At 65.9% G+C, this 24,178-nt stretch carries 28 protein-coding genes and 1 tRNA gene; 14 read left to right on the top strand and 15 right to left on the bottom strand.

Going from position 1 to position 24,178, the window contains the following annotated elements; translation table 11 throughout:
• The first annotated feature begins 14 nt into the window (after positions 1–14).
• From D000_RS0105715 to D000_RS0105690, 6 genes are all read left to right on the top strand, one after another.
• On the top strand, positions 15–1,367 hold the full coding sequence (locus tag D000_RS0105715; RefSeq protein WP_018872582.1) for an aminodeoxychorismate synthase component I: 1,353 nt from the start codon (positions 15–17) through the stop codon (positions 1,365–1,367).
• Positions 1,364–2,176: an aminodeoxychorismate lyase gene (gene pabC, locus D000_RS0105710; RefSeq protein ID WP_018872581.1), complete on the top strand. Its 813-nt coding sequence runs from the start codon at positions 1,364–1,366 to the stop codon at positions 2,174–2,176. Before D000_RS0105715 ends, pabC begins: the two co-directional genes overlap by 4 nt.
• The gene (gene mltG, locus D000_RS0105705; RefSeq protein ID WP_018872580.1) at positions 2,163–3,197 is read left to right on the top strand and encodes an endolytic transglycosylase MltG; all 1,035 of its coding nucleotides are present in this window, start codon (positions 2,163–2,165) and stop codon (positions 3,195–3,197) included. The genes pabC and mltG overlap by 14 nt, the downstream gene beginning before the upstream one ends.
• A 16-nt stretch (positions 3,198–3,213) precedes the next feature.
• On the top strand, positions 3,214–3,867 hold the full coding sequence (tmk, locus tag D000_RS0105700) for a dTMP kinase (protein ID WP_018872579.1): 654 nt from the start codon (positions 3,214–3,216) through the stop codon (positions 3,865–3,867).
• A 2-nt stretch (positions 3,868–3,869) separates the two neighbouring features.
• Entirely contained in the window at positions 3,870–4,859 is a 990-nt protein-coding gene (locus D000_RS0105695; RefSeq protein WP_018872578.1) for a DNA polymerase III subunit delta', read from the top strand.
• Positions 4,860–4,996: 137 nt separating this feature from the next.
• Entirely contained in the window at positions 4,997–5,335 is a 339-nt protein-coding gene (locus tag D000_RS0105690; RefSeq protein ID WP_018872577.1) for a PilZ domain-containing protein, read from the top strand.
• Between the two features lie 123 nt (positions 5,336–5,458).
• On the opposite strand, the gene D000_RS0105685 is transcribed toward D000_RS0105690, so the two are convergent.
• Complete coding sequence (locus D000_RS0105685) at positions 5,459–6,601, bottom strand: aminotransferase class V-fold PLP-dependent enzyme (RefSeq protein ID WP_018872576.1); 1,143 nt, start codon at positions 6,599–6,601, stop codon at positions 5,459–5,461.
• A 103-nt stretch (positions 6,602–6,704) separates the two neighbouring features.
• On the opposite strand from D000_RS0105685, the gene D000_RS0105680 reads away from it, so the two are divergent.
• From D000_RS0105680 to D000_RS14365, 3 genes are all read left to right on the top strand, one after another.
• Positions 6,705–8,063 (top strand): adenosylmethionine--8-amino-7-oxononanoate transaminase, encoded by a 1,359-nt coding sequence (locus D000_RS0105680; RefSeq protein ID WP_018872575.1) that lies wholly within the window; start codon positions 6,705–6,707, stop codon positions 8,061–8,063.
• A gap of 208 nt (positions 8,064–8,271) precedes the next feature.
• On the top strand, positions 8,272–8,526 hold the full coding sequence (locus D000_RS14370; RefSeq protein WP_018872574.1) for a hypothetical protein: 255 nt from the start codon (positions 8,272–8,274) through the stop codon (positions 8,524–8,526).
• Positions 8,523–9,056: a hypothetical protein gene (locus D000_RS14365; protein WP_018872573.1), complete on the top strand. Its 534-nt coding sequence runs from the start codon at positions 8,523–8,525 to the stop codon at positions 9,054–9,056. The genes D000_RS14370 and D000_RS14365 overlap by 4 nt, the downstream gene beginning before the upstream one ends.
• 94 nt (positions 9,057–9,150) lie before the next feature.
• Here D000_RS14365 and D000_RS0105670 read toward each other — a convergent pair whose 3' ends face one another.
• The 5 genes from D000_RS0105670 to uvrB form a co-directional block, all read right to left on the bottom strand.
• Entirely contained in the window at positions 9,151–9,903 is a 753-nt protein-coding gene (locus D000_RS0105670; RefSeq protein ID WP_018872572.1) for an S-methyl-5'-thioinosine phosphorylase, read from the bottom strand.
• A 27-nt stretch (positions 9,904–9,930) separates the two neighbouring features.
• Entirely contained in the window at positions 9,931–10,482 is a 552-nt protein-coding gene (locus D000_RS0105665; protein WP_018872571.1) for a hypoxanthine-guanine phosphoribosyltransferase, read from the bottom strand.
• A gap of 134 nt (positions 10,483–10,616) precedes the next feature.
• Positions 10,617–10,985: a DsrE family protein gene (locus D000_RS0105660; RefSeq protein WP_018872570.1), complete on the bottom strand. Its 369-nt coding sequence runs from the start codon at positions 10,983–10,985 to the stop codon at positions 10,617–10,619.
• Between the two features lie 139 nt (positions 10,986–11,124).
• Complete coding sequence (gene nagZ, locus D000_RS0105655; protein WP_018872569.1) at positions 11,125–12,132, bottom strand: beta-N-acetylhexosaminidase; 1,008 nt, start codon at positions 12,130–12,132, stop codon at positions 11,125–11,127.
• An 87-nt stretch (positions 12,133–12,219) separates the two neighbouring features.
• A complete protein-coding gene (uvrB, locus tag D000_RS0105650) occupies positions 12,220–14,253 on the bottom strand; it encodes an excinuclease ABC subunit UvrB (protein WP_018872568.1) in 2,034 nt (677 codons plus the stop codon).
• Positions 14,254–14,348: 95 nt separating this feature from the next.
• Between uvrB and D000_RS0105645 the strand changes: the two genes are divergently transcribed.
• Positions 14,349–15,539 carry a pyridoxal phosphate-dependent aminotransferase gene (locus tag D000_RS0105645; protein ID WP_018872567.1) on the top strand — a complete coding sequence of 397 codons (1,191 nt, stop codon included), beginning with the start codon at positions 14,349–14,351 and terminating at the stop codon, positions 15,537–15,539.
• A gap of 73 nt (positions 15,540–15,612) precedes the next feature.
• Positions 15,613–15,688 (top strand) — tRNA-Asn (locus D000_RS0105640).
• A gap of 67 nt (positions 15,689–15,755) precedes the next feature.
• Here the strand turns inward: D000_RS0105640 and D000_RS0105635 are convergent.
• On the bottom strand, positions 15,756–16,709 hold the full coding sequence (locus D000_RS0105635) for a cytochrome c (protein WP_051074941.1): 954 nt from the start codon (positions 16,707–16,709) through the stop codon (positions 15,756–15,758).
• Positions 16,690–17,157: a cytochrome c gene (locus D000_RS0105630; protein WP_018872565.1), complete on the bottom strand. Its 468-nt coding sequence runs from the start codon at positions 17,155–17,157 to the stop codon at positions 16,690–16,692. Before D000_RS0105630 ends, D000_RS0105635 begins: the two co-directional genes overlap by 20 nt.
• A 199-nt stretch (positions 17,158–17,356) precedes the next feature.
• Between D000_RS0105630 and D000_RS0105625 the strand changes: the two genes are divergently transcribed.
• Entirely contained in the window at positions 17,357–18,022 is a 666-nt protein-coding gene (locus D000_RS0105625) for an L-fuculose-phosphate aldolase (RefSeq protein ID WP_018872564.1), read from the top strand.
• A 10-nt stretch (positions 18,023–18,032) separates the two neighbouring features.
• Here the strand turns inward: D000_RS0105625 and D000_RS0105620 are convergent, their stop codons facing one another.
• Positions 18,033–18,599 carry an NUDIX domain-containing protein gene (locus tag D000_RS0105620; protein ID WP_018872563.1) on the bottom strand — a complete coding sequence of 189 codons (567 nt, stop codon included), beginning with the start codon at positions 18,597–18,599 and terminating at the stop codon, positions 18,033–18,035.
• A gap of 136 nt (positions 18,600–18,735) precedes the next feature.
• Here D000_RS0105620 and hspQ point away from each other — a divergent pair, with 136 nt between their 5' ends.
• Together hspQ and D000_RS0105610 are read left to right on the top strand one after the other, a co-directional pair.
• Positions 18,736–19,056, top strand: a complete 321-nt coding sequence (hspQ, locus tag D000_RS0105615) for a heat shock protein HspQ (protein WP_018872562.1) — start codon at positions 18,736–18,738, stop codon at positions 19,054–19,056.
• 81 nt (positions 19,057–19,137) lie between these two features.
• Positions 19,138–19,824 carry a rhomboid family intramembrane serine protease gene (locus D000_RS0105610; RefSeq protein ID WP_018872561.1) on the top strand — a complete coding sequence of 229 codons (687 nt, stop codon included), beginning with the start codon at positions 19,138–19,140 and terminating at the stop codon, positions 19,822–19,824.
• 33 nt (positions 19,825–19,857) lie between these two features.
• Here the strand turns inward: D000_RS0105610 and galU are convergent, their stop codons facing one another.
• The 6 genes from galU to D000_RS0105580 all read right to left on the bottom strand — a co-directional run bounded on the left by galU (position 19,858) and on the right by D000_RS0105580 (position 24,092).
• Positions 19,858–20,745, bottom strand: a complete 888-nt coding sequence (gene galU, locus D000_RS0105605; protein WP_018872560.1) for a UTP--glucose-1-phosphate uridylyltransferase GalU — start codon at positions 20,743–20,745, stop codon at positions 19,858–19,860.
• Between the two features lie 165 nt (positions 20,746–20,910).
• On the bottom strand, positions 20,911–21,192 hold the full coding sequence (locus tag D000_RS0105600) for a helix-hairpin-helix domain-containing protein (RefSeq protein WP_018872559.1): 282 nt from the start codon (positions 21,190–21,192) through the stop codon (positions 20,911–20,913).
• A gap of 89 nt (positions 21,193–21,281) precedes the next feature.
• Positions 21,282–22,004 (bottom strand): orotidine-5'-phosphate decarboxylase, encoded by a 723-nt coding sequence (gene pyrF, locus D000_RS0105595; RefSeq protein ID WP_026279789.1) that lies wholly within the window; start codon positions 22,002–22,004, stop codon positions 21,282–21,284.
• The gene (locus tag D000_RS0105590) at positions 22,001–23,233 is read right to left on the bottom strand and encodes a tetratricopeptide repeat protein (protein WP_018872557.1); all 1,233 of its coding nucleotides are present in this window, start codon (positions 23,231–23,233) and stop codon (positions 22,001–22,003) included. The genes pyrF and D000_RS0105590 overlap by 4 nt, the downstream gene beginning before the upstream one ends.
• Before the next feature lie 234 nt (positions 23,234–23,467).
• Positions 23,468–23,785, bottom strand: coding sequence for a lipopolysaccharide assembly protein LapA domain-containing protein (locus D000_RS0105585; protein WP_018872556.1), 318 nt, complete (start codon positions 23,783–23,785; stop codon positions 23,468–23,470).
• 10 nt (positions 23,786–23,795) lie between these two features.
• A complete protein-coding gene (locus D000_RS0105580; protein WP_018872555.1) occupies positions 23,796–24,092 on the bottom strand; it encodes an integration host factor subunit beta in 297 nt (98 codons plus the stop codon).
• Positions 24,093–24,178 lie beyond the last annotated feature (86 nt).

The raw sequence follows: 24,178 nt of genomic DNA, 5'->3' as shown, positions 1-24,178 counted from the left end.
GACGGTTCACCGCCATGGCGGTCCATGAGCTGGCCGCCGGGGCCGATTTCGTCGCCCTGGCGCGGCGGTTTCCCGAACGCTATCCTCACCTGCTGGAGTCGGCCCTGATCGGGCAGGCTCCCGCACGGTTTTCCATCCTCTTTGCCTTTCCCGGGTGCACGCTTTCCAGCGCCACGGGGGATGATGTCCTGGCCGCGCTGGAGCAAGACCTGTCGGCCCCGCAGGCGATCGATCCGGCGTGGGCGCCCTACGCGCATCTGCCGTTTCTGGGTGGCTGGTTCCTGTATGCGGGCTACGAGCTGGCGTGGCGGCTGGAGCCCGCGCTCGGGGACTGTCGTACCGATCCCTGGCTTCCCGATGCGCTGGCGACCTATTTTCCGGCGGCCCTGATACGGGATCATCACGAGGGCCGCACCTGGTTTGTGGACGAGGCCGATAAGGACGCGCGCCGGCAACAGCTGCTGCGCGATCTCGCAGCGCTGGAGGCAGCGTCCCCGATGGAGGCCAGGCCCCTGCCGGATCTGGCCCTCAAGGAAGAGCCGGCGCAGCGGTATCTTGATGCGGTGGCGCGCGGCCTCGAATACATCCGCGCCGGCGATACCTTTCAGGTCAACCTGTCGCGGGAATGGCGGGCGACCGCCGCGGATGAACTGGACGCAGGCGTGCTCTACGAGCGCCTGCGGCGGGCGAACGCGGCTCCGTTCGCGGCCTGGCTGCAGCTGCCCGGCGCTCACGTGATCAGCTCCTCGCCGGAAAGACTGGTATCGGTCGAGGCCGGAGAGGTGGAAACCCGACCGATCGCCGGCACCCGACGTCGGGATCCGGACGCCGCGACCGATCAACGCCTTTTCAGTGAGTTGACGTTCAACCTGAAGGAACGAGCCGAGCATGTGATGCTGGTGGATCTCGAGCGCAATGACATCGGACGCGTGGCCGAGACCGGCAGTGTCCGCGTCGCGGAGCTCATGACCATCGAGAGCTATCGGCGCGTACACCACATCGTGTCCAGCATTGTCGGGCGCCTGCGTCCGGGCACCCGGGCGGGAGAGATCCTGCGGGCGGTGTTTCCGGGCGGGACCATCACCGGATGCCCGAAGATCCGCAGCATGCAGATCATCCAGGAACTGGAAGGGTCCGCTCCGCGCGGCGCCTACACCGGTGGTTGCGGCTATGTGAGTCGGCACGGGCGCATGGATACCAACATCCTCATTCGGACACTGGTGGTGCGCGGGCGCGAACTGCGCTTCCGGGCCGGCGCCGGCATCGTTGCCGACTCAGACCCGCAGCACGAGCTTGAGGAAACCCGTCACAAGGCCCGGGGGCTGATCGAGGCCCTGCTGCAGGACGAGCCGGGGCGGGACACGTGATCCTGGTCGATGGCGTGGCCGCGGATACGGTGGCAGCACTGGACCGGGGCGTCCTGCTCGGCGATGGTCTGTTCGAGACCGTGCGTATGCGGGGAGGTCGGCCGCAGCTCTGGCGCTACCATCGCGAGCGTCTCGCTCGCGGCCTGAGCCGGCTCGGGTTCCCCGGGCTGGAGGAGGGCGCGCTGCTCGAGGAGCTGGGCCGTGCCGCTGCGGGAACGCCTTGTATGGCGCGTCTGACGATCACCCGGGGGGTGGGGCCGCGTGGTTACGCGCCACCCTCGGTGCCCGCACTCACGCGCATTGTCAGTGCCGGTCCCGCCCAGACGTTCGCCGCGCCTGCGGAGGCCGTACCACTGACGATGGGCTGGGCCGAGGTCAGGATCGGGGTCAATCCCGCACTGGCCGGGCTCAAGCATACGAGCCGGCTGGAACATGTGCTTGCGCGCAGTTGCTGGCAGCCCGGGTGGGACGAGGCCATCCTGCGGGATGCGCTGGGGCGGGTCGTGAGTGCGACGCAGGGCAACCTGTGGCTGCGCGAGGGAAGGACCCTGGTGACCCCGCCAGTGGATGAGTCCGGCATTGCCGGCACCCGGCGCGCATGGATACTCGAACACGCGCGCCGCTTTGGTTTGCAGGTGAGCGAGGCCTATCCCGAGCCGGCGCGCATCCGGGCCGCGGATGCGCTGTATGTCAGCAATGCGCGGCTCGGTATCACCCCGGCGCGGCTGGTCGATGCGGACAACCTCGGCGGCGCATGGCAGGATGATCCGCTGTATCCAATGGGAAATGCGTTGCATGAAGCGGATTAGTCTCGGCTTGCTGGGCCTGGTGGTGGTGCTGGCGCTCGCGGCGGCCTGGTGGCTGGGCGAGCACTACCGCGCGCAGCTCGACCGGCCGCTGGCGCTCGAGGAGGTGGAGCGTTTCCAGCTGGAATCCGGACAGGGTCTGCGCCAGATCAGCAACACCTTCGCCGAGCGTGGCTGGGTCGACTCGGCCTGGGTGCTTGAGGTCTACGGGCGCCGTCAGGGCATTGCGCCGCGTCTCCAGGCGGGCGAATACGCGGTGACGCCGGGGATGAGCGCCCGCGAACTGGTGCACGCGATGGCGCGCGGGGACGTGGTGCAGCACCGGCTTACGTTCCCCGAGGGCTGGACCATCCGCCAGGCACTGACGGCCCTGCGCGGGCATCCGGAAGTGATCGCCCCGCCGGAGTCGGTCGGGGTGCACAATCTGCTCGAGGTCCTGGGTCTGGACGACATCGAGCATCCGGAGGGCTGGTTTCTTCCCGATACCTATTTCTTCGGTTCCGGCACCGATGCCATGACCATCCTGCGGCGTGCCCATCAGTCGATGCGGATCCAGCTGGAACAGGCCTGGGAGGACCGCATCGAGGACCACCCGGTGGAGTCTCCCTACGAGCTGCTGATCCTGGCCTCCATCATCGAACGGGAGACCGGTCGCGGGGACGAGCGCGAGCGTGTGGCCGGGGTGTTCGTGAACCGCCTCAAGCGCGGCATGCGGCTGCAGACCGACCCGACCCTGCTCTACGTGCAGGACCCCGGGGTCCAGCGCCTGACCCGCGCCGAACTCGACCGCGACCACCCGTACAACACCTATACCCGGGCCGGCCTGCCGCCAACCCCGATCGCACTGCCCGGGCGCGCGGCCCTGCGGGCAGCCGCGCGGCCTGCGGACACCAGTGACCTGTTCTTCGTCTCGCGCGGGGACGGCAGTCATCACTTTTCCGAGACCTACCGCGAGCATCGCGAGGCCGTCATCCGCTACCAGCTGGGCGGCGACGGCAGCCGCTACGGCATCCGCAATCGCTGAGGGGGAACGCTACGACATGGAACGCGCGCGCCATTCCGGCCGCTTTCTGGTCCTCGAGGGCATCGAGGGCTCAGGCAAGACCACTCAGATTGAACGTCTGGACGCCACCCTGCGCGGCGCCGGCCAGCGCATTCGCCTGACCCGCGAACCCGGCGGCACGGCCCTTGGCGAACGCCTGCGCGGCCTGCTGTTGGATCCAGACCTCCCGGGCATGTGTCCGGAGTCCGAATTGCTGCTGATGTTCGCGGCCCGCGCCCAGCACCTGCAGGAAGTGATCCGGCCCGCACTGCAGTCCGGGGAATGGGTACTCAGCGACCGTTTCACGGATGCCTCGTTCGCCTACCAGGGCGCGGGGCGCGGGCTGGGTGCGGCCCGCGTGGCCCAGCTCGAGTCCTGGCTGCAGGGGGATCTGCGGCCCGACCTCGTGATCCTGCTCGATATCGAGGCCGAGATCGGCCTGGGCCGGGCGGTGCAGCGCGGCCGCCGGGACCGGATCGAACACGAGGCACTGGATTTCTTCGAGCGCGCCCGGGCAGCGTATCTGGAGCGTGCGGCGCAGGCCCCCGACCGCTATTTGGTCGTGGATGCGAACGCGGACCCGGATTGCGTGGCCGAGCGTATCCTCGAGGGCCTGCGCGAACGTCTGCCACTGGCGGCACCGCGAGGCTAGGGATGGATGCGCAGGATACAACCGAACCCCTGCCGCCCTGGCTGCAGGCACCCTGGCAGGTCCTGGTCCAGCGCGGACGCGCCGGGTGCCTGCCCACCGGGCTTCTGGTTCACGGTGCCGCAGGCGTGGGCAAGACCCTGCTGGCCCGCTCTCTGGTGCAGACCCTGCTGTGCCGACAGGCCGCGGGTACCGCGGCGCCCTGCGGCGTCTGCAATGCCTGCCGCGCGTTTCTCGGCGGGGTGCACCCCGAGGTGATGACCCTGGAGCCGGAAGATGCGGGCAAGGAAATCCTGATCGCCGCGGCGCGCGAGGCGATCGAATTCCTCGGCCTGTCCGGCTCCGGCGAGCTGCGCTGCGTGCTGATCCAGCCGGCCGACGCCCTGAACACCAATGCCGCCAATGCCCTGCTGAAGACACTGGAAGAGCCGCCTCCCGGGGCCGTCCTGATCCTGGTGGCCGATCAGCCGGCGCGGCTGCCGGCGACCATTCGCAGCCGTTGCGAGATGGTCGAGATCCCGACGCCGGACCCGGACGCGGCCGGCGCATGGCTGCGCGGGTTCGCCACCGACTCCGAGGCCGCGGACGAGGCCTATGCCGCAGGGCTGGGCCGCCCGCTGCTGGCGCGCGAGATCCTGGTCGACCCGGAGCGCATGAAGCAGTGGCAGACAGACCGTGAGGCCCTGACAACCCTGCTGCGTGCGCCCGGCGTGACCGCAATGGCCAGCGCCATGCAGCGCAGCCTCCCGGAATCCCTGATCCCGCGGTTGCAGGCGCTGCTGCTCGCCGCCCAGCGCCTGCTGGTCAGTGAGCAGGTGGATGCCTTCGGGCGCCAGTTTCCGCCTGACCTGCTGGAGGCGTTCGCGCGCCGGCAGGGGCCCCGGCGTCTTGCCGAACTGTCGTCGCAGGCCCGCGTCTGGCAGCGCCAGGCATCGCGCCAGCTCAATCCTCAGCTCCGTCTGGAGGATATCGCCCTGAGCATCCTCGTGCGCTGAGCCGATGGCGGCGGCCCGAACACGCGCCACACCGTCAGCCCGAACTTACGCCACGACCGGCCCCGGGCTGGCGTGCCGCGGGCTCGATGGGCGATACTCCACCATCCAGCACGTTTTCAGGTCACTCGGGAGGTTCTATGGCCGGGCAGGGCATGCTCACCTTGGCAATCAAGGAAAAACCCGCGCTTTACGCGGCCTACATGCCGTTCGTGACCAACGGTGGCCTGTTCATCCCCACCGAAAAGGCCTACAAGCTGGGGGATCAGGTCTTCCTGCTGCTGTCGCTGCTGGAGGACTCCGATCGCCTTCCGACACCCTGCACCGTGGTCTGGATCACACCCCCGCGTGCCCAGGGCAATCGCCTGCGCGGTATCGGCGTCCAGTTCAACCAGTCGGACAAGGGCGTTACCCACCGCCGGATCGAAGAGCACCTCGGCGGCATGCTGAACTCCGACCGCAAGACTCACACCTTCTAGTCAGCCCGGCCTTACCGCGGGGCTGAGCCCCCGGCATTCCACGAAGGCCTAGCCGCACGTCCTCAGGCGCGCCCGCGCCCCGCCATTCAGCCAATCGCTGACCCTCAGGGCGGGCGGCAGCCTTCAGATCCGTCGTCCGACCGTGGGTGCCGCATCCTCCCGCAGCGCGGCGTCCAGCCCCTGCAGGGCCTGATCGAGCTGCGACCGCGTCAGGTAGAAATGCGGCGCGAAGCGAATCCCGCCACCGCGCAGGGCACAGAGGATGCCGTGCCCCTGCAGCCGGCCGTACAATCCTTCCAGGTCCTCCACCGGCGGCCGAAAGGTCAGGATACCGGCACGCCGCCCGGGCGGTGTCAGGATCTGGCAGCCCCGGGCCCGCAGGCCGCCTTCGAGATACAGCCAGTGCTCGCGGATCTCGTGGTCGATGGTGTCGAGGCCAGTCTCCAGCAACAGCGACAGGCTGGCATGCAGCGCATGGATACCCAAAAGGTTCGGGCTGCCGGGTTCGAAGCGACGGGCGCTGCTTGCCGGCTCGATGCCGGGGTTGGAGAAGTCACCCGCATGCGCCAGCATGTTCCAACCGTATTCCTGCAGCGTCAGCCGCTCACGGACCTCGGGATTTACGTAGAACACACCGATACCTTCGGGACCGAGCATCCATTTGTGGGCATCGGCCATCACGAAGTCCGCATGGCAGCCGGGTGCATCGAAGGGCAGGGCGCCCAGATGCTGGATCGCATCCACGCAGTACAGGATGCGGCGCGCCCGCAGCTCCGCGCCCAGGGCCTGAACGTCGATCCGCATGCCGGAGTCGTAGCGCACGGCGCTGGTGGCCAGCAGGCGGGTCCGTGCGTCACAGGCGGCCAGCAGCGCCAGTTCCGGTTCGCCGTCGATCGGTACCTCCCGCGCCTCGATCCCATACCGGCGCGCCGCCTCCAGCCACACCACGCGGTTGGAGGGAAACTCCCCGGCGGGAAACACCACGTTGTCGCCGGGCTGCCAGTCCAGGCCGAACGCCACCATGGACAACGCCTCGGAGGTGTTCTTCACAAACGCAATATCGGACGCCGCAGGGGCGCCGATCAGGCTGCGGGCCAGCTCGCGCGTGGCCTCGATATGACGAAGCCACGCCGGATAGTCGCGCGACCCGTGGACGACATTCTCGCGCGCGAACGTGCATACCGCCGCTTCGGTTCGTCGCGGCCAGGGGCCTACCGCGGCATGGTTGAGATGGATAATCCCTTCCTGTGGAAATTCCGGGTGCATGCGATCCTCCTGAACAGGAGCCGAAGGGTACCCCGTTACGGCTGGGCTTAGAACCACCGCAGACCGCGGCGCCCGGAGGCACGCTTTTGGCACAATACCGCCCATGGACAACGACAGCCTGAAAAAACGCGACCTGCGTGCCCTGTGGCACCCGTGCACGCAGATGAAGGACTACGGGGAGGAGGGCACGTTGCCACTGCTTCCCATCCAGCGCGGGGAGGGCGTCTGGCTGTATGACTTCGACGGCAACCGCTATCTCGATGCCATCAGCTCGTGGTGGGTCAATCTGTTCGGTCATGCCAATCCGCGCATCGGCGATGCCGTGAAGGACCAGCTCGACCGGCTGGAACACGTGATCCTCGCCGGCTGCACCCACGAACCAGTCGTGGAACTGTGCGAACGCCTGATCGACATCACCCCGGCGGGTCTCAACCGGGTGTTCCTCGCCGACAACGGCAGCGCCGGCGTCGAGGTCGCGCTGAAGATGAGCTTTCACTACTGGCGCAACTGCGGCCAGCAGCAGAAGACCCGCTTTATCCGCCTGTCCAACAGCTATCACGGCGAGACGCTGGGTGCGCTGTCGGTCAGTGACGTACCGCTCTACAGCGCCACCTACGAACCCCTGATGCTGGACGTAATTACCGTGCCCGCACCGGACTGTTTCGAGCGCGAGGCGGGCGAGAGCTGTGCGGAGGTGGCCCGGCGCCAGTTCGGGCACATGGAGGCGGCTCTCGAGCGCCACGCCGACGAGGTCTGCGCCGTGATCGTCGAGCCACTGGTGCAGTGCGCCGGCCACATGCGCATGTACGACCCGGAATATCTGCGACTGCTGCGTGCGGCCTGCGACCGCCACGGGGTGCACCTGATCGCCGACGAGATTGCGGTGGGCTTCGGCCGCACCGGAACGCTCTTTGCCTGTGAACAGGGTCCAATCACGCCAGATTTCCTGTGCCTGTCCAAAGGTCTGACCGGCGGATACCTGCCGATGGCAGCCGTACTGACCACGGAGACGGTGTACCAAGCGTTCTATGACGATTACGAGCGCCTGAACATGTTCCTGCATTCCCATTCCTACACCGGAAACCCGCTGGCCTGCCGGGCGGCGCTGGCCACCATGGACATCTTCGATTCCGATCCGGTCCTCGAACAGAACCAGAGGCTTGCCCAACATATCGCGAAACGACTGGAACCATTGCGCGAGCACCCCCATGTAGCCGATGTGCGCCAGCACGGGATGATTGCAGCCGTGGAGCTGGTCCAGGACAAGTCGAGCCGCACGCCGTACCCATGGCAGGAACGTCGCGGGCTTCACATCTATCGGCACGGTCTCAGCCGCGGGGCACTGCTGCGTCCGCTCGGCAACGTGAGCTATCTGATGCCGCCGTATGTCATCACCGAAGAACAGATCGACTTTCTGGTCGAGGTCATGACCGAAGGGATCGAACGCGCCGTGCGCGCCTGACCGTCGAGCTGCAATCCGCCTGATTACCAACCGGCGCCTGCGGCGCCCAATACCGATCGCGTGATGCAGCGGGAAAACGATCCCGGCGGGCCGGTGCTCAATCCCTCCCTCCCGACACCGCCATAACGTCGCATAATACATATTATGTTAAATATCGATCGCCCTGCCGTTTTTCCCCAACACGAGCCAGTTCGATGATGAGGCGTTGATGGAGCGGCTCGGTGAACTCGAGGCCGAGCTGGAACAGGCGGCCAGCGCGCAGGAGGAGCTGGAGGCAGCGCTGAAAGATGCGCAGACAGATACGGAACGGTTGGCCGAGGTCGTACAGCGGCTTGAGGTCAGGCCGATGGACGTGGTGGTGGTGGTCGATGTGACCGGCAGCATGCAGCACGCGATTGACGGCATCAAGAACGAGACCTCGGAACTCCTGGCAGTCCTCCAAAGGAGTTTCAGTGCATCGTGACGGTGCACAATCCCCTGACGCTCTGCAATCCGGGCGACAGTTATCCGCCCGCCCCGCTCGCCGTCTCCGATATCGATGTCCCGGCGGCCGAGGAGGAGCTGAACCACTACCTGAAGAACATTCTCGCCATCAACATCGGCATGGGGACCGGTCGCCACTCCGGAAACGTCCCCGAGGACATCCATCTGGCAATGGAACAGGTATCACGCATCCAGTGGCGAAGCGAGGCCGAAGAACGGCATGTGGTGGTGTTCACGGACGCGCCGGCGCGCGCCGGATTCCAACAGCGTACGCTGGATGCCACCCGGGCCTTTGCGGAGGCGGATGACAGACACTTCGTATCGACGGTCCAGGTCAGACACGAGATACCCGAGGGTAATGAATTCTGGGAAGACCTTGATCGCCGGACCAGCGAACTACTGGAGGCGATGGCGGCCGTCGGCAATGGCCATTATGTCGACCAGAACCAGGGTCGATCGGTACTGGCCGCCTTGTTGCTCGCCGTGGTTCGCGACCGCACCGCAATGTAGAAACGCTGCCGCTAAAGGCCCTGCGGTCGCGTCCCAGGCGATCCGGAATCCCTGCAGCATGGCGCATGTGCCGCGCGCGGGTGTCCCCATTCCCTCAGGAAAGTGCGTGGATCACGTGGGTCAGCACCTGCTTGACCTTCGCCATGCCCACGTTCAGGTTGGCGGCGATGTCGTCCATGGTGATCTCGCCCGCCGAGCGGCCGGCGGCCCAGTTGGCGATGACTGCGCAACAGGCGTAGTTCAGCTCGAGTTCGCGTGCCAGTGCCGTTTCCGGCATCCCGGTCATGCCCACCAGATCACAGCCGTCGCGCTCCATGCGGTCGATCTCCGCTGCGGTCTCCAGGCGCGGGCCCTGGGTCGCGCCGTAGGTCCCGTGGTCGACGGCATCCAGCTCCAGGTCGTCCACCGCCCGCAACAGCGTTTCCCGAACGGCCTGGTGGTAAGGCCAGGTCATGTCGATGTGGGTGACCTCCTCCAGGTCGCCCCCCTCGAAAAAGGTGCTGGCGCGCGACCAGGTGTAGTCGATGATCTGGTCGGGAATCGCGATCATGCCCGGTCGCATGGCGTCGGTGATGCCGCCGACTGCCGCGACTGCGATCACGTTGTCGACACCGGCATGCTTGAGCGCCCAGATGTTCGCGCGGTAGTTAACCTGATGCGGCGGAATTGTGTGCCGTGCCCCGTGCCGCGGCAGAAACACGATCTCGGTATCGTTGAGGTGGCCGAAGACCAGTGGCCCCGAGGGCTCGCCATAGGGCGTGTGCATGACCTGGCGCCGGGTGATCTCCAGATCCTTCAACTGGGTCAAGCCGGTGCCGCCGATGATGGCGAGTCGGGGGGTCGACATATCGAAATCCCTCAAGGGTCCGCTGGATCAGTGGCCCGCGACGGCAAAGATGCCGGGCGCGTTGCGGAGGTAGTCCTGGTAGTCCATGCCATAGCCGAACACATAGCGGTCCGGGACCTCCAGGGCGGCAAAGTCCACCGTGATCGCCGGGTCGCGCTGCGGGTTGTCCTTCTCGACCAGGACGATGGAATACACCTGTTCCGCGCCCTGCTCGCGGCAGAAGGTATGAATCCCGTCGAGCGTGATGCCCCCATCGAGGATGTCGTCCACGATCACCACGGTGCGGCCCGTCAGTGGTGTCTGAGGCCGTGCGAGCCAGTGCAACTGCTCGCCGCCACGGGTACCGCCGCGGTAGCGCGTGGCGTGCAGGTAATCCACCTGCATCGGGAAGGACCAGCGGGTCAGCAACCCGCCCATCAGTACCACACCCCCGTTCATTACACCGAGCACCAACGGATTGCGGTCTTTCAGCTCCGCAGCGGTGCGCTCTGCCAGCCGGTCAATCGCCGTCTCGACGGCATCCCGACTGAAAAGGCAGTCCGCATCGCGCAGCGTGGCTCGGGCCTGTTCGGGGCTCATGGTCGATCCTGAAATGGGGATGCGAGAAATCATGTGGGAGCGGCCGGAAGTGCGCAAGGCGCCCGGTTCCGCCCCCCACAAACGCAACCGGCCGGCACATGGGCCGGCCGGCTGGCAAACGACGCGTGGAGACCTTAGTAGGTGAAGGTCACGGTGTCGTCGTCCATGGCTTCGGAGATCACGTAGGCGCCGCCCACGGTTTCTTCGATCTCCGGAATCAGGTCGTTGCCCCACAGATCCAGGGTCGGGGTGCAGACCTTCATCACGACGCCGGCTTCGTGGGCGTCCTTCATGAAGTCATAGACGCTCTTGCTGGAGCCTTCCTGCACGAACAGGTTTTCGGCCACGCCCTTCTTGGCCAGCTCACCGGCACGACCGGTCATGATGACCTCAACGTCGTATTCCATCGCGGCGGCCACGGTGGCCTGGAAGAACGGGGCACCCAGTTCGGACGGGCTGCTCGGGTCGGTGTTGACCATGACGATCAGGAGCTTGTCGGCCATTTTTAATCTCCAGCTTAAGTGGTGAGTGTGAATATAACCATTGGCTCAGGTGCTAACCGGTGGCGCATTATAGGCGCGCGAGCGAGCGGGCGCCAATGCCGGGCGCCCCGCGGCCCGCGTGCGGCATGCGCGGAGGCCTTCATACGGAGGTGACAGAACTGGCCGCAAGCCAGTGTTGCAGCTGCGCGCGCAGGGCCTGCAGGCGCCGCGGTGCGGGCTCCACCGGCCGTGCACGCAGGGCCTGCAGGCGCCGCAGGGCCGCCGGGTCCAGCCTGTCCGCGGCACAGGATTCGAGGATTACGTCGGCCTGCTCGGGCTGGTTGCAGATCAACACCATATCGCAGCCGGCCGCCCGGGCGGCTGCGGCCCGCTGGGCCGGGGTGCCCAGCGCCTCCGCGCCGACCATGGCCAGGTCGTCACTCAGGATCGCGCCACGAAAACGCAACTCGCGACGCAGGATGTCCTGCAGCCAGATGCGCGAAAAACCGGCCGGGCGGTCGTCGACCTGCGGATAGACCACGTGTGCCGGCATGATGGCGTCGAGATCGCCCAGCACCGGCCGGAAGGCCGCGAGATCATCGGCCTCGATCTCGGCCAGAGGCCGATCATCCACCGGCAGTGCCACGTGGGAGTCGGCGGCGATGGCCCCATGGCCGGGGAAATGCTTGCCGACACTGGCCATGCCGCCGGCCGCCAGTCCGCGAATGAGCTCGCCGGCCAGCCGAGCAATCACGTCCGGGTCATGGTGAAAGGCGCGATCGCCAATGACCTCGCTGACCTCGATATCGCGATCGAACACCGGGGTAAAGCTGAAATCGATCCCCGCCGCGCGCAGCTCCAGCGCCAGCAGCTCGCCGACCGCATGAGCCAGTTCGCAGGCCTTGTTGCGGTCATAGTCATCGACCAGTCCGAGCTCGCGCATTGGCGGGATACGGGTGAAGCCATCGCGCAGACGCTGTACCCGCCCGCCTTCCTGATCCACGGCGATCAGGATGCCGGGACGTTCGGCCCGGATGGCGTCGGTCAGCGCCCGCACCTGTTCCGGCGTGCCGGCATTGCGAGCGAACAGAATGACGCCACCTGTGGCGGGATGGCGCAGGCGTTCGCGGTCTTCGGCAGTCAGTTCGAGCCCGCTCACGTCGAGCATGACGGGGCCAAGGGGCAGTTCCGGGGGGGCAGCCATGGGTTCGGGCATGAGTTCGGATCTTGAATAGGGCTCCTGCGAGCGATCCTTTCAGGATAGCGAGGCTTCGGGCAGAAAGGCGAGCGCCTTCAGCTTCTCGATCCGGTCGCGCAGCCGCGCAGCCTCCTCGAATTCCAGATCGCGCGCCTTCTGGAACATCTCCTGCTCCAGCCGCTCGATCTCCCTGGCGGCATTTTCCGGGGCGTCGATGTAGTCGGCTCCCTCCTCCGCTACCTTCTTTTGCCCGCGACGGCGGCCGGAACCCGGGGTCGTATGGCGTGCCTCAAGGATATCCGCGACATTCTTGCGGATGCCCTGCGGGGTGATGCTGTGCGCCTCGTTGTGGGCGATCTGCTTGGCGCGGCGGCGTTCGGTCTCGTCGATCGCCCGCTGCATCGAGCCGGTGACCTTGTCGGCATACAGGATCGCCTTGCCGTTCACGTTGCGCGCGGCACGGCCGATGGTCTGGATCAGGGAGCGGTCGGAACGCAGGAAGCCCTCCTTGTCGGCATCGAAGATCGCCACCAGCGAAACCTCGGGCATGTCCAGGCCCTCGCGCAGCAGGTTGATCCCCACCAGCACGTCGAACTCGCCCAGGCGCAGGTCACGGATGATCTCCATGCGCTCCACGGTGTCGATGTCGGAGTGCAGGTAGCGCACGCGCACGCCATGTTCCGACAGGTAGTCGGTCAGGTCCTCGGCCATGCGCTTGGTCAGCGTGGTAATCAGCACGCGCTCGTCGCGCTCCACCCGGTCCCGCACCTCGGACAGGCAGTCGTCGACCTGGCTCCCGGCCGGGCGCACCTCGAGGATCGGGTCCAGCAGCCCGGTGGGCCGGACGACCTGGTCCACGATCGCTCCGGCATGCTCGCGCTCGTAGGCGCCGGGCGTGGCGGACACGTAGATGGTCTGCGGCTGCAGGGCCTCGAACTCCTCGAAGCGCAGCGGGCGGTTGTCCAGCGCCGATGGCAGACGGAAGCCGTACTCCACCAGCGTCTCCTTGCGCGAGCGGTCGCCCTTGTACATCCCGCCGACCTGCGGGACGGTGACATGCGATTCGTCGATCACCAGCAGCGCATCCTTCGGCAGGTAGTCGAAGAAGGTCGGCGGCGGCTCGCCCGGGGCGCGGCCCGACAGATAGCGCGAGTAGTTCTCGATGCCGTTGCAGTAGCCGATCTCCAGGATCATCTCGAGGTCGAACAGCGTGCGCTGCTCCAGGCGCTGGGTCTCGACCAGCCGGTCTTCCTTGCGCAGGAAGTCCAGGCGCTCCTTCAGCTCGTCGCGGATCTGGTCCACCGCGCCCAGCAGGGTCTCGCGGGGCGTCACGTAGTGGGTCTTCGGGTAGATGGTCAGCCGCGGAACGGTGCGTAGCTGCTCGCCGGTCAGCGGATCGAAGTACGACAGCCGTTCCACCTCGTCGTCGAACAGCTCGATGCGCACCGCCTCGATCTCGGACTCGGCCGGGTGGATGTCGATTACCTCGCCGCGCACCCGGTAGGTCGCGCGCCGCAGCTCGGCGTCGTTGCGGGTGTACTGCAGCTCGGCCAGCCGGCGCAGCAGGTCGCGCTGGTCGATGCGGTCGCCGCGCTGAATGTGCAGCACCATGGACAGGTACTTGCGCGGATCGCCCAGGCCGTAGATGGCCGATACCGAGGCGACGATGATCGCGTCGCGCCGTTCCAGCAGGGCCCGCGTCGCGGACAGGCGCATCTGCTCGATGTGGTCGTTGATGGAGGCGTCCTTCTCGATGTAGGTGTCCGACGACGGGACGTAGGCCTCCGGCTGGTAGTAGTCGTAGTAGGAGACGAAGTACTCCACCGCGTTGTTCGGGAAGAACTCCTTGAACTCGCCGTACAGCTGTGCGGCCAGGGTCTTGTTCGGGGCGAGGATGATCGTGGGTCGCTGCAGCTTCTCGATCACGTTGGCGATGGTGAAGGTCTTGCCGGAGCCGGTCACCCCGAGCAGGACCTGGTGAGCCAGACCGGCCTCGATGCCATCCGTCAGCGCGCGGATCGCCGTCGGCTGGTCGCCGGCGGGCTGATACTGCGATACGACCTTGAACTGTTCGCCCTCATCTGCCTGCACGCCTTATCCTCCGCGCCTGATTTCAGTATTATTTCGCAACCTTTCGGCCCGTTCGCGTGCGGGCCCCACGCATTCAACCCGCAAGAGGCCCCGCCTTGGATATCGAGCTCTCCGATCGCGTTCAGCGCATCCAGCCCTCCCCCACACTGGCCGTCAGCGCGCTGGCTGCGCAGCTGCGCGCCGAGGGCCGCGATATCGTCGGCCTGGGTGCCGGCGAGCCCGACTTTGATACACCCGAGCATATCAAGCAGGCCGCGGTGGACGCGCTTGCCCGCGGGGATACCAAGTACACTGCCGTGGACGGCACGACGGCGCTGAAGGACGCGATCATCCGCAAGTTCGATCGCGATAACCGGCTTTCGTTCGAACGTGACCAGATCCTGGTGTCCTCCGGCGGCAAGCAGAGCATCTTCAACCTCTGCCAGGCCCTGCTGAACCCGGGTGACGAGGTCGTGATCCCGGCACCCTACTGGGTCTCCTACCCCGACATCGCCCTGCTCGCGGGCGCGCGACCGGTGATCGTCAGCGCCACCCAGGAGGCGGGGTTCCGTATTACCGCGGAGCAACTGGCGGCGGCCATCACCCCGAACACCCGCCTGGTGTTCCTGAACAGCCCGTCCAATCCGACCGGCGCGGCCTACTCCGCGGACGAACTGAAGGCGCTGGCCGAGGTGCTGCGCCAGCATCCACGCCTGGTGATCGCCACTGACGACATGTACGAACACATCCGCTTCGGCTCCACCCCGTTCGTGAACATCGTAAACGTCGCGCCGGATTTGCTCGAGCGCACCGTGGTGCTCAATGGCGTATCCAAGGCCTACGCGATGACCGGCTGGCGGATCGGCTATGCCGGGGGTCCGAAGAACCTGATCGCCGCGATGAAGAAGATCCAGTCGCAGAGCACCTCCAACCCGACCTCGATCGCCCAGGTCGGGGCCCAGGCCGCGCTGGATGGCGACCAGGGCTGCGTAATCGCAATGTGCTCGGCCTTTGCCGAACGCGCGCGCCATGTCGTCGACGGCCTGAATGCGATCGACGGCATCGAATGCCTGATGCCGGATGGGACCTTCTACTGCTTCCCGCGGGTGACCGGTCTGATGGCGGCTGCGGACATCGACACCGACGTGGCGCTGACCAAGCAGCTGCTGGACGAGGTCGGGGTCGCCCTGGTGCCGGGCAGTGCCTTTGGCGCCCCCGGGCATGTGCGGGTGTCCTTCGCCACCAGCATGGACATGCTCGACAAGGCCCTGGAGCGGCTGCGCCAATTCGCCGAAACCCATCGCTAAAGCGGTATGGGCGATACCGGAGGCAGATTTTCCTTGACGCCTCCGCCCCGCCCGATTACGATCTGCGCCCAATTCCCCGGTAGCTCAGTCGGTAGAGCGGGTGACTGTTAATCACTAGGTCGGCGGTTCGAGCCCGTCCCGGGGAGCCAGATACAGAAAAAGGCCAGGTCGAGATGACCTGGCCTTTTTTCGTTGCGGGCCACCCGCGGGTTTGCCCTACTCCGGTTCGTACTCGATCGGATCCAGCGCGCGCAGATAGACGGCAATGGCCCGGCGATCCTCGGACGTCAGGTGGGATGTCCCGTGATCAATCACGTCGGCCATGCTGCCCCCGGCGAAATCCCCATCCCGGGTGATGCCCATCTCCAGGTAGCGGGCGATGTGGCGTTCGCCCCAGCGACCGATACCGGTATCGCGGTCAGGCGTGATGTTTGGAGCGACATCGCCATCCGGCAGCCGTGACCCCGCCCCGAGCCGGCCCAGCTCCAGACCACCGGTACGGGTTCTCGGGCTGTGGCATTCCATGCAATGCCCCAGGGCCAGGGTCAGATAGGCGCCACGATTCCACTGTTCCGACTGGTCCGGGTCCGGTTCAAAGCGCCCGGGCTGGAAATGCAGCCACTTCCAGCCAATCAACGCCGGACGAAAACGGGCGAACCAGTCGAGTTCGTGGGATCGGTTTTCCTCGGCCACGGGCTCGACCTTGGACTGCAGGTAGGCCCACAGCGCCTCGATGTCCTCGTCTCGCATCCTGGTATACGCGGTATACGGAAACGCCGGGTAATAGTGGTGGCCATCCGGGCTGCGGCCCTCCTGCAGGGCACGCCTGAAGTCGGCCTCCGACCAGTCGCCGATGCCGTACTCCGGGTGCGGCGTGATGTTCGGCCCGTAAAACACACCGAAGGGACTTTCGATCGCGCGCCCTCCGGCCAGAAACTCGCCGTCCTTCGCGGTGTGGCAGGTGACACAGCCCCCGGCGCGCAAGACGTACTCGCCGTACGCGATCCGCTCCTCATCGCTGGCAGCGGGATCCACCTCTCCAATTGCAATCTCGGCCTGGACGGGTGTTAGTGCCGTCAGCCCGGCAAACAAAAGGGCGGCGGGCAGCCAGGCTGCCCGCCGTCTGGATACGGGAACCCCCGCCACGGGTTCAGTCGCGGCGGAAGTCATCGTGGCAGGCCTGGCAGGACTGCCCCAGGTTGCGGAACCGGATCGGATACTCGGACTCGTCCCCGGATTCGACTGCGGCATGCAGGGCCTCTGCGGCATCCCGGCTGTCGTTGGCGAGCTCGACGTAACGGTCCCAGTTGTCCCAGATCTCCTCGCGGGCATCAGTGTCGGGGAAGTCGCTACCCTCCGGGAACAGGGACGGGATGTCACGGGTCAGGTCGACCAGCTGCTGGGTATGGATCTTCAGGTTATCGCCAAAGTCGGCCCCGTCGATCACGATGGCCGCGACCGAACCCATGTTGCCCCCAATGGCACGCATCACACCCTGGCGGTAGTCGATCGTCGCCTCGTGCTCGTCGAAGGCCTGTACCGAGCTGGTGGCAGCCAGACCCAGCGTAAGTGCTGCCGCGACGGAGGCGGCGGTAAAAAGACGTGCGGATCGCTTCATGGTAATTCCTCCCTATTTCAACAAACCGATGCACCCGGGGCCGCTGGGTTGCGGATCGGGCGACGGAGCAAGGACTCGGCCTCGGGGACGATTGCAGCATATCCGCGCCGTCCAGGCACGCGTCTCGGCCAATTGACCACGTAAAATGCGCGGTGTTCCCGCTGCTACAATGTGGTCTCCCTCAGAAGCGAAACCGTTCATGCCCCCTGCCCCCGCCGACCCCAATGAAAACGAACTGCGCGAGGCCCTGATTACCACTGCGCTCGAGACCAATCGCCGTAGTCTGAATCAGGGCACCTCCGGCAATGTGAGCGTGCGCCTGGGCGACGGGATGCTGATTACGCCGTCCGGCGTACCGTACGAGGCCCTGCGTCCTGAAGATCTTGTGTTTGTCGACGCCGACGGGCGCTGGGAGGCGTCCCGCCGCCCCTCCAGCGAGTGGCATTTCCACCGGGCCATCCTGCAGGAGCGTCCGGAGCTGGCCGCAGTGATCCACGTACATTCGGTGTATGCGAGTGTTGTGGCCATCCAGGGGCGGGACATCCCCGCGCTGCACTACATGGTGGCGGCGGCGGGTGGGAACTCCATTCGCTGCGCGCCGTATGCGACCTTCGGCACGGAGGAGCTCTCGCGGCACGCACTGGAAGCGCTGCGCGGGCGCACCGCCTGTCTTCTGGCCAATCACGGCATGATCGCCGCCGGCGCGAATCTGGAACGCGCGCTGTGGCTGGCCGAGGAGGTCGAATTGCTGGCGCGGCAGTACGTGCTGAGCCTGCAGATCGGAGGGCCGCGACTGCTCGACGATGCCGAGATGGAACGCGTGCTGGAAAAATTCCGCGACTACGGGCCGCGCGAGCGCAGCTGATCCGTTCGAGTCAGAGCCCCACCACCCCTCCGCTGGTGTCGGGGCCAAGGCCGCTCAGCGGTGCCGAACGCGGGGCAAAGTCGGTCTGGTCCTGTGTCTCGAGGTAGTGCTGCAGCGCCCAGGAAACGGAGGGAAAGGCCAGTGTCGACGGCAGCCGGTCGAACTCGAACAGCCCTACTTCCTCCGATTCCGGGCCCGGGGCAATCGGATCATCCAGCAGGCGCGCCCGATAAATCAGCTGCACATGACCGATATGCGGCACGCTGTAGACACCGAGCAGCTGGTCGATCTCGAGCTTTGCACGCGCCTCTTCCCAGGCCTCGCGGCAGGCGCCTTCGGCCGGGCTTTCCCTCTTTTCCATGAAGCCCGCCGGAAGGGTCCAGTATCCCTTGCGGGGCTCAATCGCCCGGCGGCAGAGCAGCACGCGTCCGTCGCGGATGGCCACGCTCCCGACGATGATCCGCGGGTTTTCGTAGTCGATGAAACCACAGTGGTCGCAGACCCGCCGTTCGCGGTCGTCGTCCTGCGGGATGATGCGCTGGAATCGGGGCGCGAGGCCCGGCTGCTCATGACTCATGAGGGTTCCGTAACGGGATTGAACGAATCGGGTTTGGGGCCGACCGGCAGCAGACGGTGACGCGCGCCCTGCACGAACACGCGCAATCCTCTACGGTCCACAGTACAGTCGCGCACGAAGCCGTACAGAGGGGAACATGACCACACGCACCCGCTTTTCCGTCGGTGAGCTCGTTCACCATACCAAGTTCGATTACCGTGGTGTGATCGTCGACGTCGACCCGGTCTACGCCGGATCGGACGAATGGTACGAAACCGTGGCCCGGAGCCGCCCGCCCAGGGATCAGCCGTGGTATCACGTCCTGGTCGACGGCTATTCGCACAGCACCTACGTCGCGGAACGCCACCTGGAGCCGGATCTACGCGGCGACCAGATCGAGCATCCGGCACTGGGGCAGTTCTTCGACCACTTCATCAACGGTCGCTACTCGCGGCAAGGCGAACCCGGTGCCCACTAAACCACTTGCCCGTATCGCCCGGGTTCTGACAGCGCGGGCGACGCTAACCCTTCATCGGATACCCGGGAGCCCGCTTCGTCGATGACCCACCCCGATCCCCGGCATCCCGATTTCCGTATCGTGCCACCTGTCATCGGTTTTTTGCTGGTGACCAACGTCGCCCTGTTCCTGGCCATGCCCTGGCTGGGTGACTGGCTGGTCGGGCATTTCGGGCTCTGGCCGGTGGGCACCCCCGCGACCGTTCACCAGGACGGAATCTGGATGCGGGTCCCCGACTTCCAGTTGTGGCAGCTCGTGAGCTACGGCTTCCTGCACGGCGGCCCCCTTCACCTGTTCGTCAATCTGTTCGCCGTCTGGATGCTGGGGGTGCAGATCGAGAACGCCTGGGGGTCGCGCACCTTCGCCATCTACTTTCTGATCTGCGTGATCGGGGCGGGCCTGGTGCAGCTGGTCGTCACCGCCTACGGCAATGGCGACATGATCTACCCCACCATTGGTGCCTCTGGCGGGGTGTTCGGCGTTCTGCTCGCGTTCGGGATGATGTTCCCCAACCAGCGCCTGTTTCTGATCTTCCTGCCGATTCCGATCAAGGCCAAGTACTTCGTGATCGCCTACGGTGCGCTCGAACTCTACCTGGGCATTTCCGGCACCCTCGCCGGCATTGCCCATTTCGCCCATCTAGGCGGCATGGCCTTCGGATTCCTGCTGATCCAGTACTGGCGTGGACGCCTTCCAGTGCGCCCGCGCCAGCGCCGTTTCTGGTGGTAGCGCCGGGTTCAGACCCGGTCACGAACGACCCGATCAGCCCTCCGCGCGCGTCCGCAGGTACGCGGCGAAGCCGTCCTTCAGCTCGGGATGATTCAGCGCAAATTCGACCGTGGCCTCCAGATAACCCAGCTTGCTGCCGCAGTCGAAGCGCCGGCCCTCGAAGTTGAACGCGGTTACGCGTTCATGTTCCAGCAGACGTGCGATGGCATCGGTAAGCTGGATCTCCCCGCCGGCACCCGGTGTCTGCGTCGCCAGCATCTCGAAGATCTTCGGCGTCAGCACATAGCGACCGACCACGGCTACGTTGGACGGTGCCTGATCCGGCTTGGGTTTTTCGACAATACCCTTCACGTCCCAGGCACGCGGTCCCGTCTGTACCGGGTCGATGATGCCGTACTGGTGGGTGCGATCGGCCGGCACCTCCTCCACCCCCAGGACACTGCAACCGTGCTCGGCATACTGCTCTACCATCTGACAGGTGGCGCCGCCATTGGCGGACTCGATCAGGTCGTCCGCCAGGATCACCGCGAACGGCTCGTTGCGCACGATCGGATGGGCACAGGCGACCGCATGCCCCAGCCCGAGCGCGTCCGACTGGCGCACGTACACACAGGTCACGTTGGGCGGAACGATATTGCGCACCTGCTGCAGGAGTTCCGTCTTGCCGCGCTCCTCCAGCTCGTGTTCCAGCTCGTAGGCCTTGTCGAAATGGTCCGGAATGGAGCGCTTGTTGCGTCCGGTCACGAACACCAGGGTCTCGATGCCCGCCGCAACCGCCTCCTCCGCCGCATACTGGATCAGCGGCTTGTCGACTACCGGCAGCATCTCCTTGGGGTTGGCCTTGGTGGCCGGTAGAAACCGGGTACCCATGCCGGCAACCGGGAACACCGCAGTACGGATCGGGGCGTGATTCTGGCTCATTCCATCTCCTGTTGACTGGCGCAAACGCCGTGGCACCGGCGATCGACGTTTCTTCAAGGAAGCACGGATCCATGTTTCCTTAACGACAAACCCCCAGCCGATGCGTCCTGCTGGACCCATCGACCGGGGGCTTGCCTTGGGGTGGCCAGGGCCACCCCTGCGGGACTACTCGACGACGATGCGGTCGAGATTCATCTCCACCGTACGTTCGCCGATCCCGGAGACCTCGGTCAGTGCCTGCACCGACGCAAAGTCACCATGTGCCTCGCGATGCTCGACAATTGCCTGCGCCTTGACCGGACCGACATTGGTCAGCGCTGCAAGCTCCTCGGCCGTGGCCGCGTTCAGGTCCAGTGGCTGCCCCCCGGACGCAGTCATCACCGCCAGAGGCAGCACGCACACTGCCGCCAGGGCCCAGCATTTCGCACACTGAAAAAGCTTCTTCATGAAAACCCTCCTTATCTTCACTGGTTGGCCGGTGCATCCATGCACCATCGGCATCCTAGCCCGATTATTCTTGCGGGAAAACCCTGGCGTTAGTCCGCCCCGCCCAGGCGGCTCACGAACACGTCGACGGCCGCGGCCGGATCGGGCGCACGGGTGATCGGGCGCCCCACAACCACGGCGCTCGCGCCCGACTCGATGGCGCGCTCCGGGGTCATTACCCGCTTCTGGTCATCCCCGCCGGCCGGCTCCAGCCGAATCCCCGGGGTCACCAGCAACGGCGCCGGCCCCAGGCGTTCCCGGAGCATGCGCGCCTCCTGCGCCGAGCACACCAGCCCTTCTAGCCCCGCCTCCTGGATCGCCAGTGCGCCCAGCAGACCGACCTGGTCCACCGGCTCCCGATTCACCCCAATCTCGCGCAGTGTCTGCACGTCGCTGGATGTCAGGACGGTCACTGCAAGCAGGGCCGTGGTGTCGTTGGTTTCGCGGACCGCCGCGTGTGCCGCCTGCATCATTTCCAGACCGCCGCTGGCATGCACATTAAGCAGCCAGACCCCGGTGCGGGCCGCCGCACGGCAGGCCGCGGCCACGGTGTTGGGGATGTCATGGAACTTGAGATCCAGGAACACGCGGAAGCCAAGGTCATGCAGCCGGCTGAGTAGATCCGGCCCCGCCACCACAAACAGCTCGAACCCCACCTTCACCGCACAACGGGTCGGATCGAGCCGCCGGGCAAAGCTCAGGGCGGTATCGGCGTCGGCAAAGTCGAGCGCGACGATCAAACGGATTGCAGGTTCTGTCGGGGCTGAATTCATGGGTTCGGGTTTCCTTCTCGGATCAGCGCCTCTTCGGCCGCCTCTGTACTCTGGTCGATGTCAAAATCGAGGCCGCGCAGCGTATCCCAGCGTCGACAACTCGGGCATTGCCAGACGTGCGCCCGCCCCTGGTAACCGCAGTTCACGCACTGATACAGGTGCTGGCTGCCAAGCTGGTCGGCCAACGCCTTTTCGAAGGCGGCGAACTCCGTGCTGTAGGGCTGTACCGCGGGGAGAATCTTCATCCAGCGCACGGCCTCCAGGAGTCCCGACGTCGGAACCGGACGTTGCGCCAGGATCATCCCCAGTTCCGCCAGGGCCGCATCCAGGCGCTGCGTCCGCCGATACAGTCGCATCAGCGCAATCCGCGCCATGGTAATGCCACGGTTGCGCGCGAGATCGTCCAGGACCTCCTCGAGCTGGGCGAGTCGGTTCTCCCCCGGGAGTTCCTGGTGAAGGCGCTCCAGCCGCGGCACCAGCAGGGGCGCCAGCTGCGGCGTTCGCGCCACGGCATCGCGCCCGAGCGTAATCGCCTCGCGAACCTCGCCCTTCCGGGCTGCGATCTCCGACTGGATCAGCAGCGCTCGCGACAGCCTCGGCACGATCGCCTGCGCACGATCTGCAAAGCCACTCGCGGCTTGCCAATCGCCTTTCTCCAGTGCCGTCTGCGCCAGTTCGCAGTAGTAATGGGCGATACGTTGGTCCTCGTGCGCGACGCCATGCGTCTTCAGGCGATCGCCCACCTCGATCGCTCGCTCCCATTCGCGCTGGGTCTCGTAGACCTGCCGCAAGCCATCCAGCGCGGGTACCGCCTGGTGGGGAGAATCCACCAGTTCCCGAAACACCGCCTCTGCCCGGTCCAGCACCCCCGCGAGCAGGAAATCCTCGCCCAGTTCGCACAGCGCCTGGGCCCGATGCGCGGGCGACAGCGTGGGCCGCGCGACCAGGTTCTGGTGAATCCGAATCGCGCGATCCACCTCGCCCCGGCGACGAAACAGGCGCCCCAGGATCACATGCGTCTCGAAGGTCTCGTGATCGACCTCCACCATCTCGATGAAGGCCTGCAGGGCGTCATCGGTGCGGTCATCCAGCAGATGCCGTACCCCCTCGAGATAGCGATCCAGGGAGGGCTCCTGTTCCTCGCGATCCTCGGGGATGCCATACCGCGCCAGCCACCAGCCGCTCGCGGCCGCAATCGGGAGCAGCAGCCAGAACCAGTCCTCGATCATGGATGGACCGCTGTCACGAATTCGGAGGGGGAATGGAACAGCGCCAGTGGTCGACTCGCGCCGGCTGGGCCAACCGTCCGTCGAACCCAGGGGTAATCGTTTACCCATGCGATGTATCGAACAAGGCTTATGCGAGCACACGATCCATCCGCCGCGCTCTGGGCGTCGAGAGGCCGGAAACATGGACTCGCGACAGGGCGACGCTGGCGACAATCAGCCAAGTCCGCGATGCTCCTAGTAGAAGTCCCGCATCGGTGCGGTACGCAGCTGTTCAACCTCGACCTTGAGGGCATGATTCTGATCGCGCAGGTCGGCGATCTTCTGCCGCAGCCGCCGCAGGCGCAGCCAAAGCACCAAGGTTGCCAGCAGAACGCCGAACAACGCCGACACACCGAGGAGCACCACCAGTGGCGCCTCGATCTGCAGGCCGGGCAGAGCCAGCGTGACCAACTCTTCATTGAGGACGACGAGAATACCCACTGCCGAGGAGATCAAGATCAACGCAGCGAACGCCACGATGTTGCGAATCTTCTGCCGGCGTCTCTCGTCCATAAACGCGCGCCTACTCCGTGCCGGAGATGGCGTCGTTCACCCGTTCGCGCAATTCCTTGCCGGGCTTGAAATGGGGGACATGCTTGCCGGGTAGAGCCACGCTCTCTCCGGTCTTGGGGTTGCGCCCCAGCCGCGGTGGCCGGAAGTGCAGGGAAAAACTGCCAAAGCCGCGTATTTCGACGCGTTGCCCATTGGCGAGGGCATGACTCATCCGTTCGAGCAGTGCCTTGACCGACATCTCCACATCCCGGGCGGGCAGATGGGGGGATTTACGGGCCAGGTTCTCGATCAATTCCGATTTGGTCATCTGGGACTCGTCAGAGAGAAAGGCAATCCGGTTGCCCGGTACAAAATGGCCCACGGCACCCAATGGCGCCGTGGGCCCGGTCGGAA

The sequence above is a fragment of the Thioalkalivibrio sp. ALJ16 genome, from assembly GCF_000377345.1.
GTDB lineage: Bacteria > Pseudomonadota > Gammaproteobacteria > Ectothiorhodospirales > Ectothiorhodospiraceae > Thioalkalivibrio.
The sequence above is the reverse complement of the archived record's forward strand: the minus strand, read 5'-3'. Positions and strand labels throughout refer to the sequence as shown.

What these genes read in the sequence shown, in the direction of transcription:
- D000_RS0105590 (WP_018872557.1), bottom strand. Translation starts at nt 23,233, where the DNA reads ATGATCGAGGACTGGTTCTGGCTGCTGCTCCCGATTGCGGCCGCGAGC.
- nagZ (WP_018872569.1), bottom strand. Translation starts at nt 12,132, where the DNA reads ATGCTCGACGTGAGCGGGCTCGAACTGACTGCCGAAGACCGCGAACGC.
- D000_RS0105610 (WP_018872561.1), top strand. Translation starts at nt 19,138, where the DNA reads ATGACCCACCCCGATCCCCGGCATCCCGATTTCCGTATCGTGCCACCT.
- D000_RS0105680 (WP_018872575.1), top strand. Translation starts at nt 6,705, where the DNA reads ATGGACAACGACAGCCTGAAAAAACGCGACCTGCGTGCCCTGTGGCAC.
- D000_RS0105685 (WP_018872576.1), bottom strand. Translation starts at nt 6,601, where the DNA reads ATGCACCCGGAATTTCCACAGGAAGGGATTATCCATCTCAACCATGCC.
- tmk (WP_018872579.1), top strand. Translation starts at nt 3,214, where the DNA reads ATGGAACGCGCGCGCCATTCCGGCCGCTTTCTGGTCCTCGAGGGCATC.
- D000_RS0105620 (WP_018872563.1), bottom strand. Translation starts at nt 18,599, where the DNA reads ATGAGTCATGAGCAGCCGGGCCTCGCGCCCCGATTCCAGCGCATCATC.
- D000_RS0105625 (WP_018872564.1), top strand. Translation starts at nt 17,357, where the DNA reads ATGCCCCCTGCCCCCGCCGACCCCAATGAAAACGAACTGCGCGAGGCC.
- D000_RS0105690 (WP_018872577.1), top strand. Translation starts at nt 4,997, where the DNA reads ATGGCCGGGCAGGGCATGCTCACCTTGGCAATCAAGGAAAAACCCGCG.
- D000_RS0105585 (WP_018872556.1), bottom strand. Translation starts at nt 23,785, where the DNA reads ATGGACGAGAGACGCCGGCAGAAGATTCGCAACATCGTGGCGTTCGCT.
- D000_RS0105695 (WP_018872578.1), top strand. Translation starts at nt 3,870, where the DNA reads ATGGATGCGCAGGATACAACCGAACCCCTGCCGCCCTGGCTGCAGGCA.
- D000_RS0105635 (WP_051074941.1), bottom strand. Translation starts at nt 16,709, where the DNA reads ATGACTTCCGCCGCGACTGAACCCGTGGCGGGGGTTCCCGTATCCAGA.
- galU (WP_018872560.1), bottom strand. Translation starts at nt 20,745, where the DNA reads ATGAGCCAGAATCACGCCCCGATCCGTACTGCGGTGTTCCCGGTTGCC.
- D000_RS0105580 (WP_018872555.1), bottom strand. Translation starts at nt 24,092, where the DNA reads ATGACCAAATCGGAATTGATCGAGAACCTGGCCCGTAAATCCCCCCAT.
- D000_RS0105630 (WP_018872565.1), bottom strand. Translation starts at nt 17,157, where the DNA reads ATGAAGCGATCCGCACGTCTTTTTACCGCCGCCTCCGTCGCGGCAGCA.
- D000_RS0105670 (WP_018872572.1), bottom strand. Translation starts at nt 9,903, where the DNA reads ATGTCGACCCCCCGACTCGCCATCATCGGCGGCACCGGCTTGACCCAG.
- D000_RS14370 (WP_018872574.1), top strand. Translation starts at nt 8,272, where the DNA reads ATGGAGCGGCTCGGTGAACTCGAGGCCGAGCTGGAACAGGCGGCCAGC.
- mltG (WP_018872580.1), top strand. Translation starts at nt 2,163, where the DNA reads ATGAAGCGGATTAGTCTCGGCTTGCTGGGCCTGGTGGTGGTGCTGGCG.
- pyrF (WP_026279789.1), bottom strand. Translation starts at nt 22,004, where the DNA reads ATGAATTCAGCCCCGACAGAACCTGCAATCCGTTTGATCGTCGCGCTC.
- D000_RS0105715 (WP_018872582.1), top strand. Translation starts at nt 15, where the DNA reads ATGGCGGTCCATGAGCTGGCCGCCGGGGCCGATTTCGTCGCCCTGGCG.
- D000_RS0105660 (WP_018872570.1), bottom strand. Translation starts at nt 10,985, where the DNA reads ATGGCCGACAAGCTCCTGATCGTCATGGTCAACACCGACCCGAGCAGC.
- hspQ (WP_018872562.1), top strand. Translation starts at nt 18,736, where the DNA reads ATGACCACACGCACCCGCTTTTCCGTCGGTGAGCTCGTTCACCATACC.
- D000_RS0105665 (WP_018872571.1), bottom strand. Translation starts at nt 10,482, where the DNA reads ATGAGCCCCGAACAGGCCCGAGCCACGCTGCGCGATGCGGACTGCCTT.
- D000_RS0105600 (WP_018872559.1), bottom strand. Translation starts at nt 21,192, where the DNA reads ATGAAGAAGCTTTTTCAGTGTGCGAAATGCTGGGCCCTGGCGGCAGTG.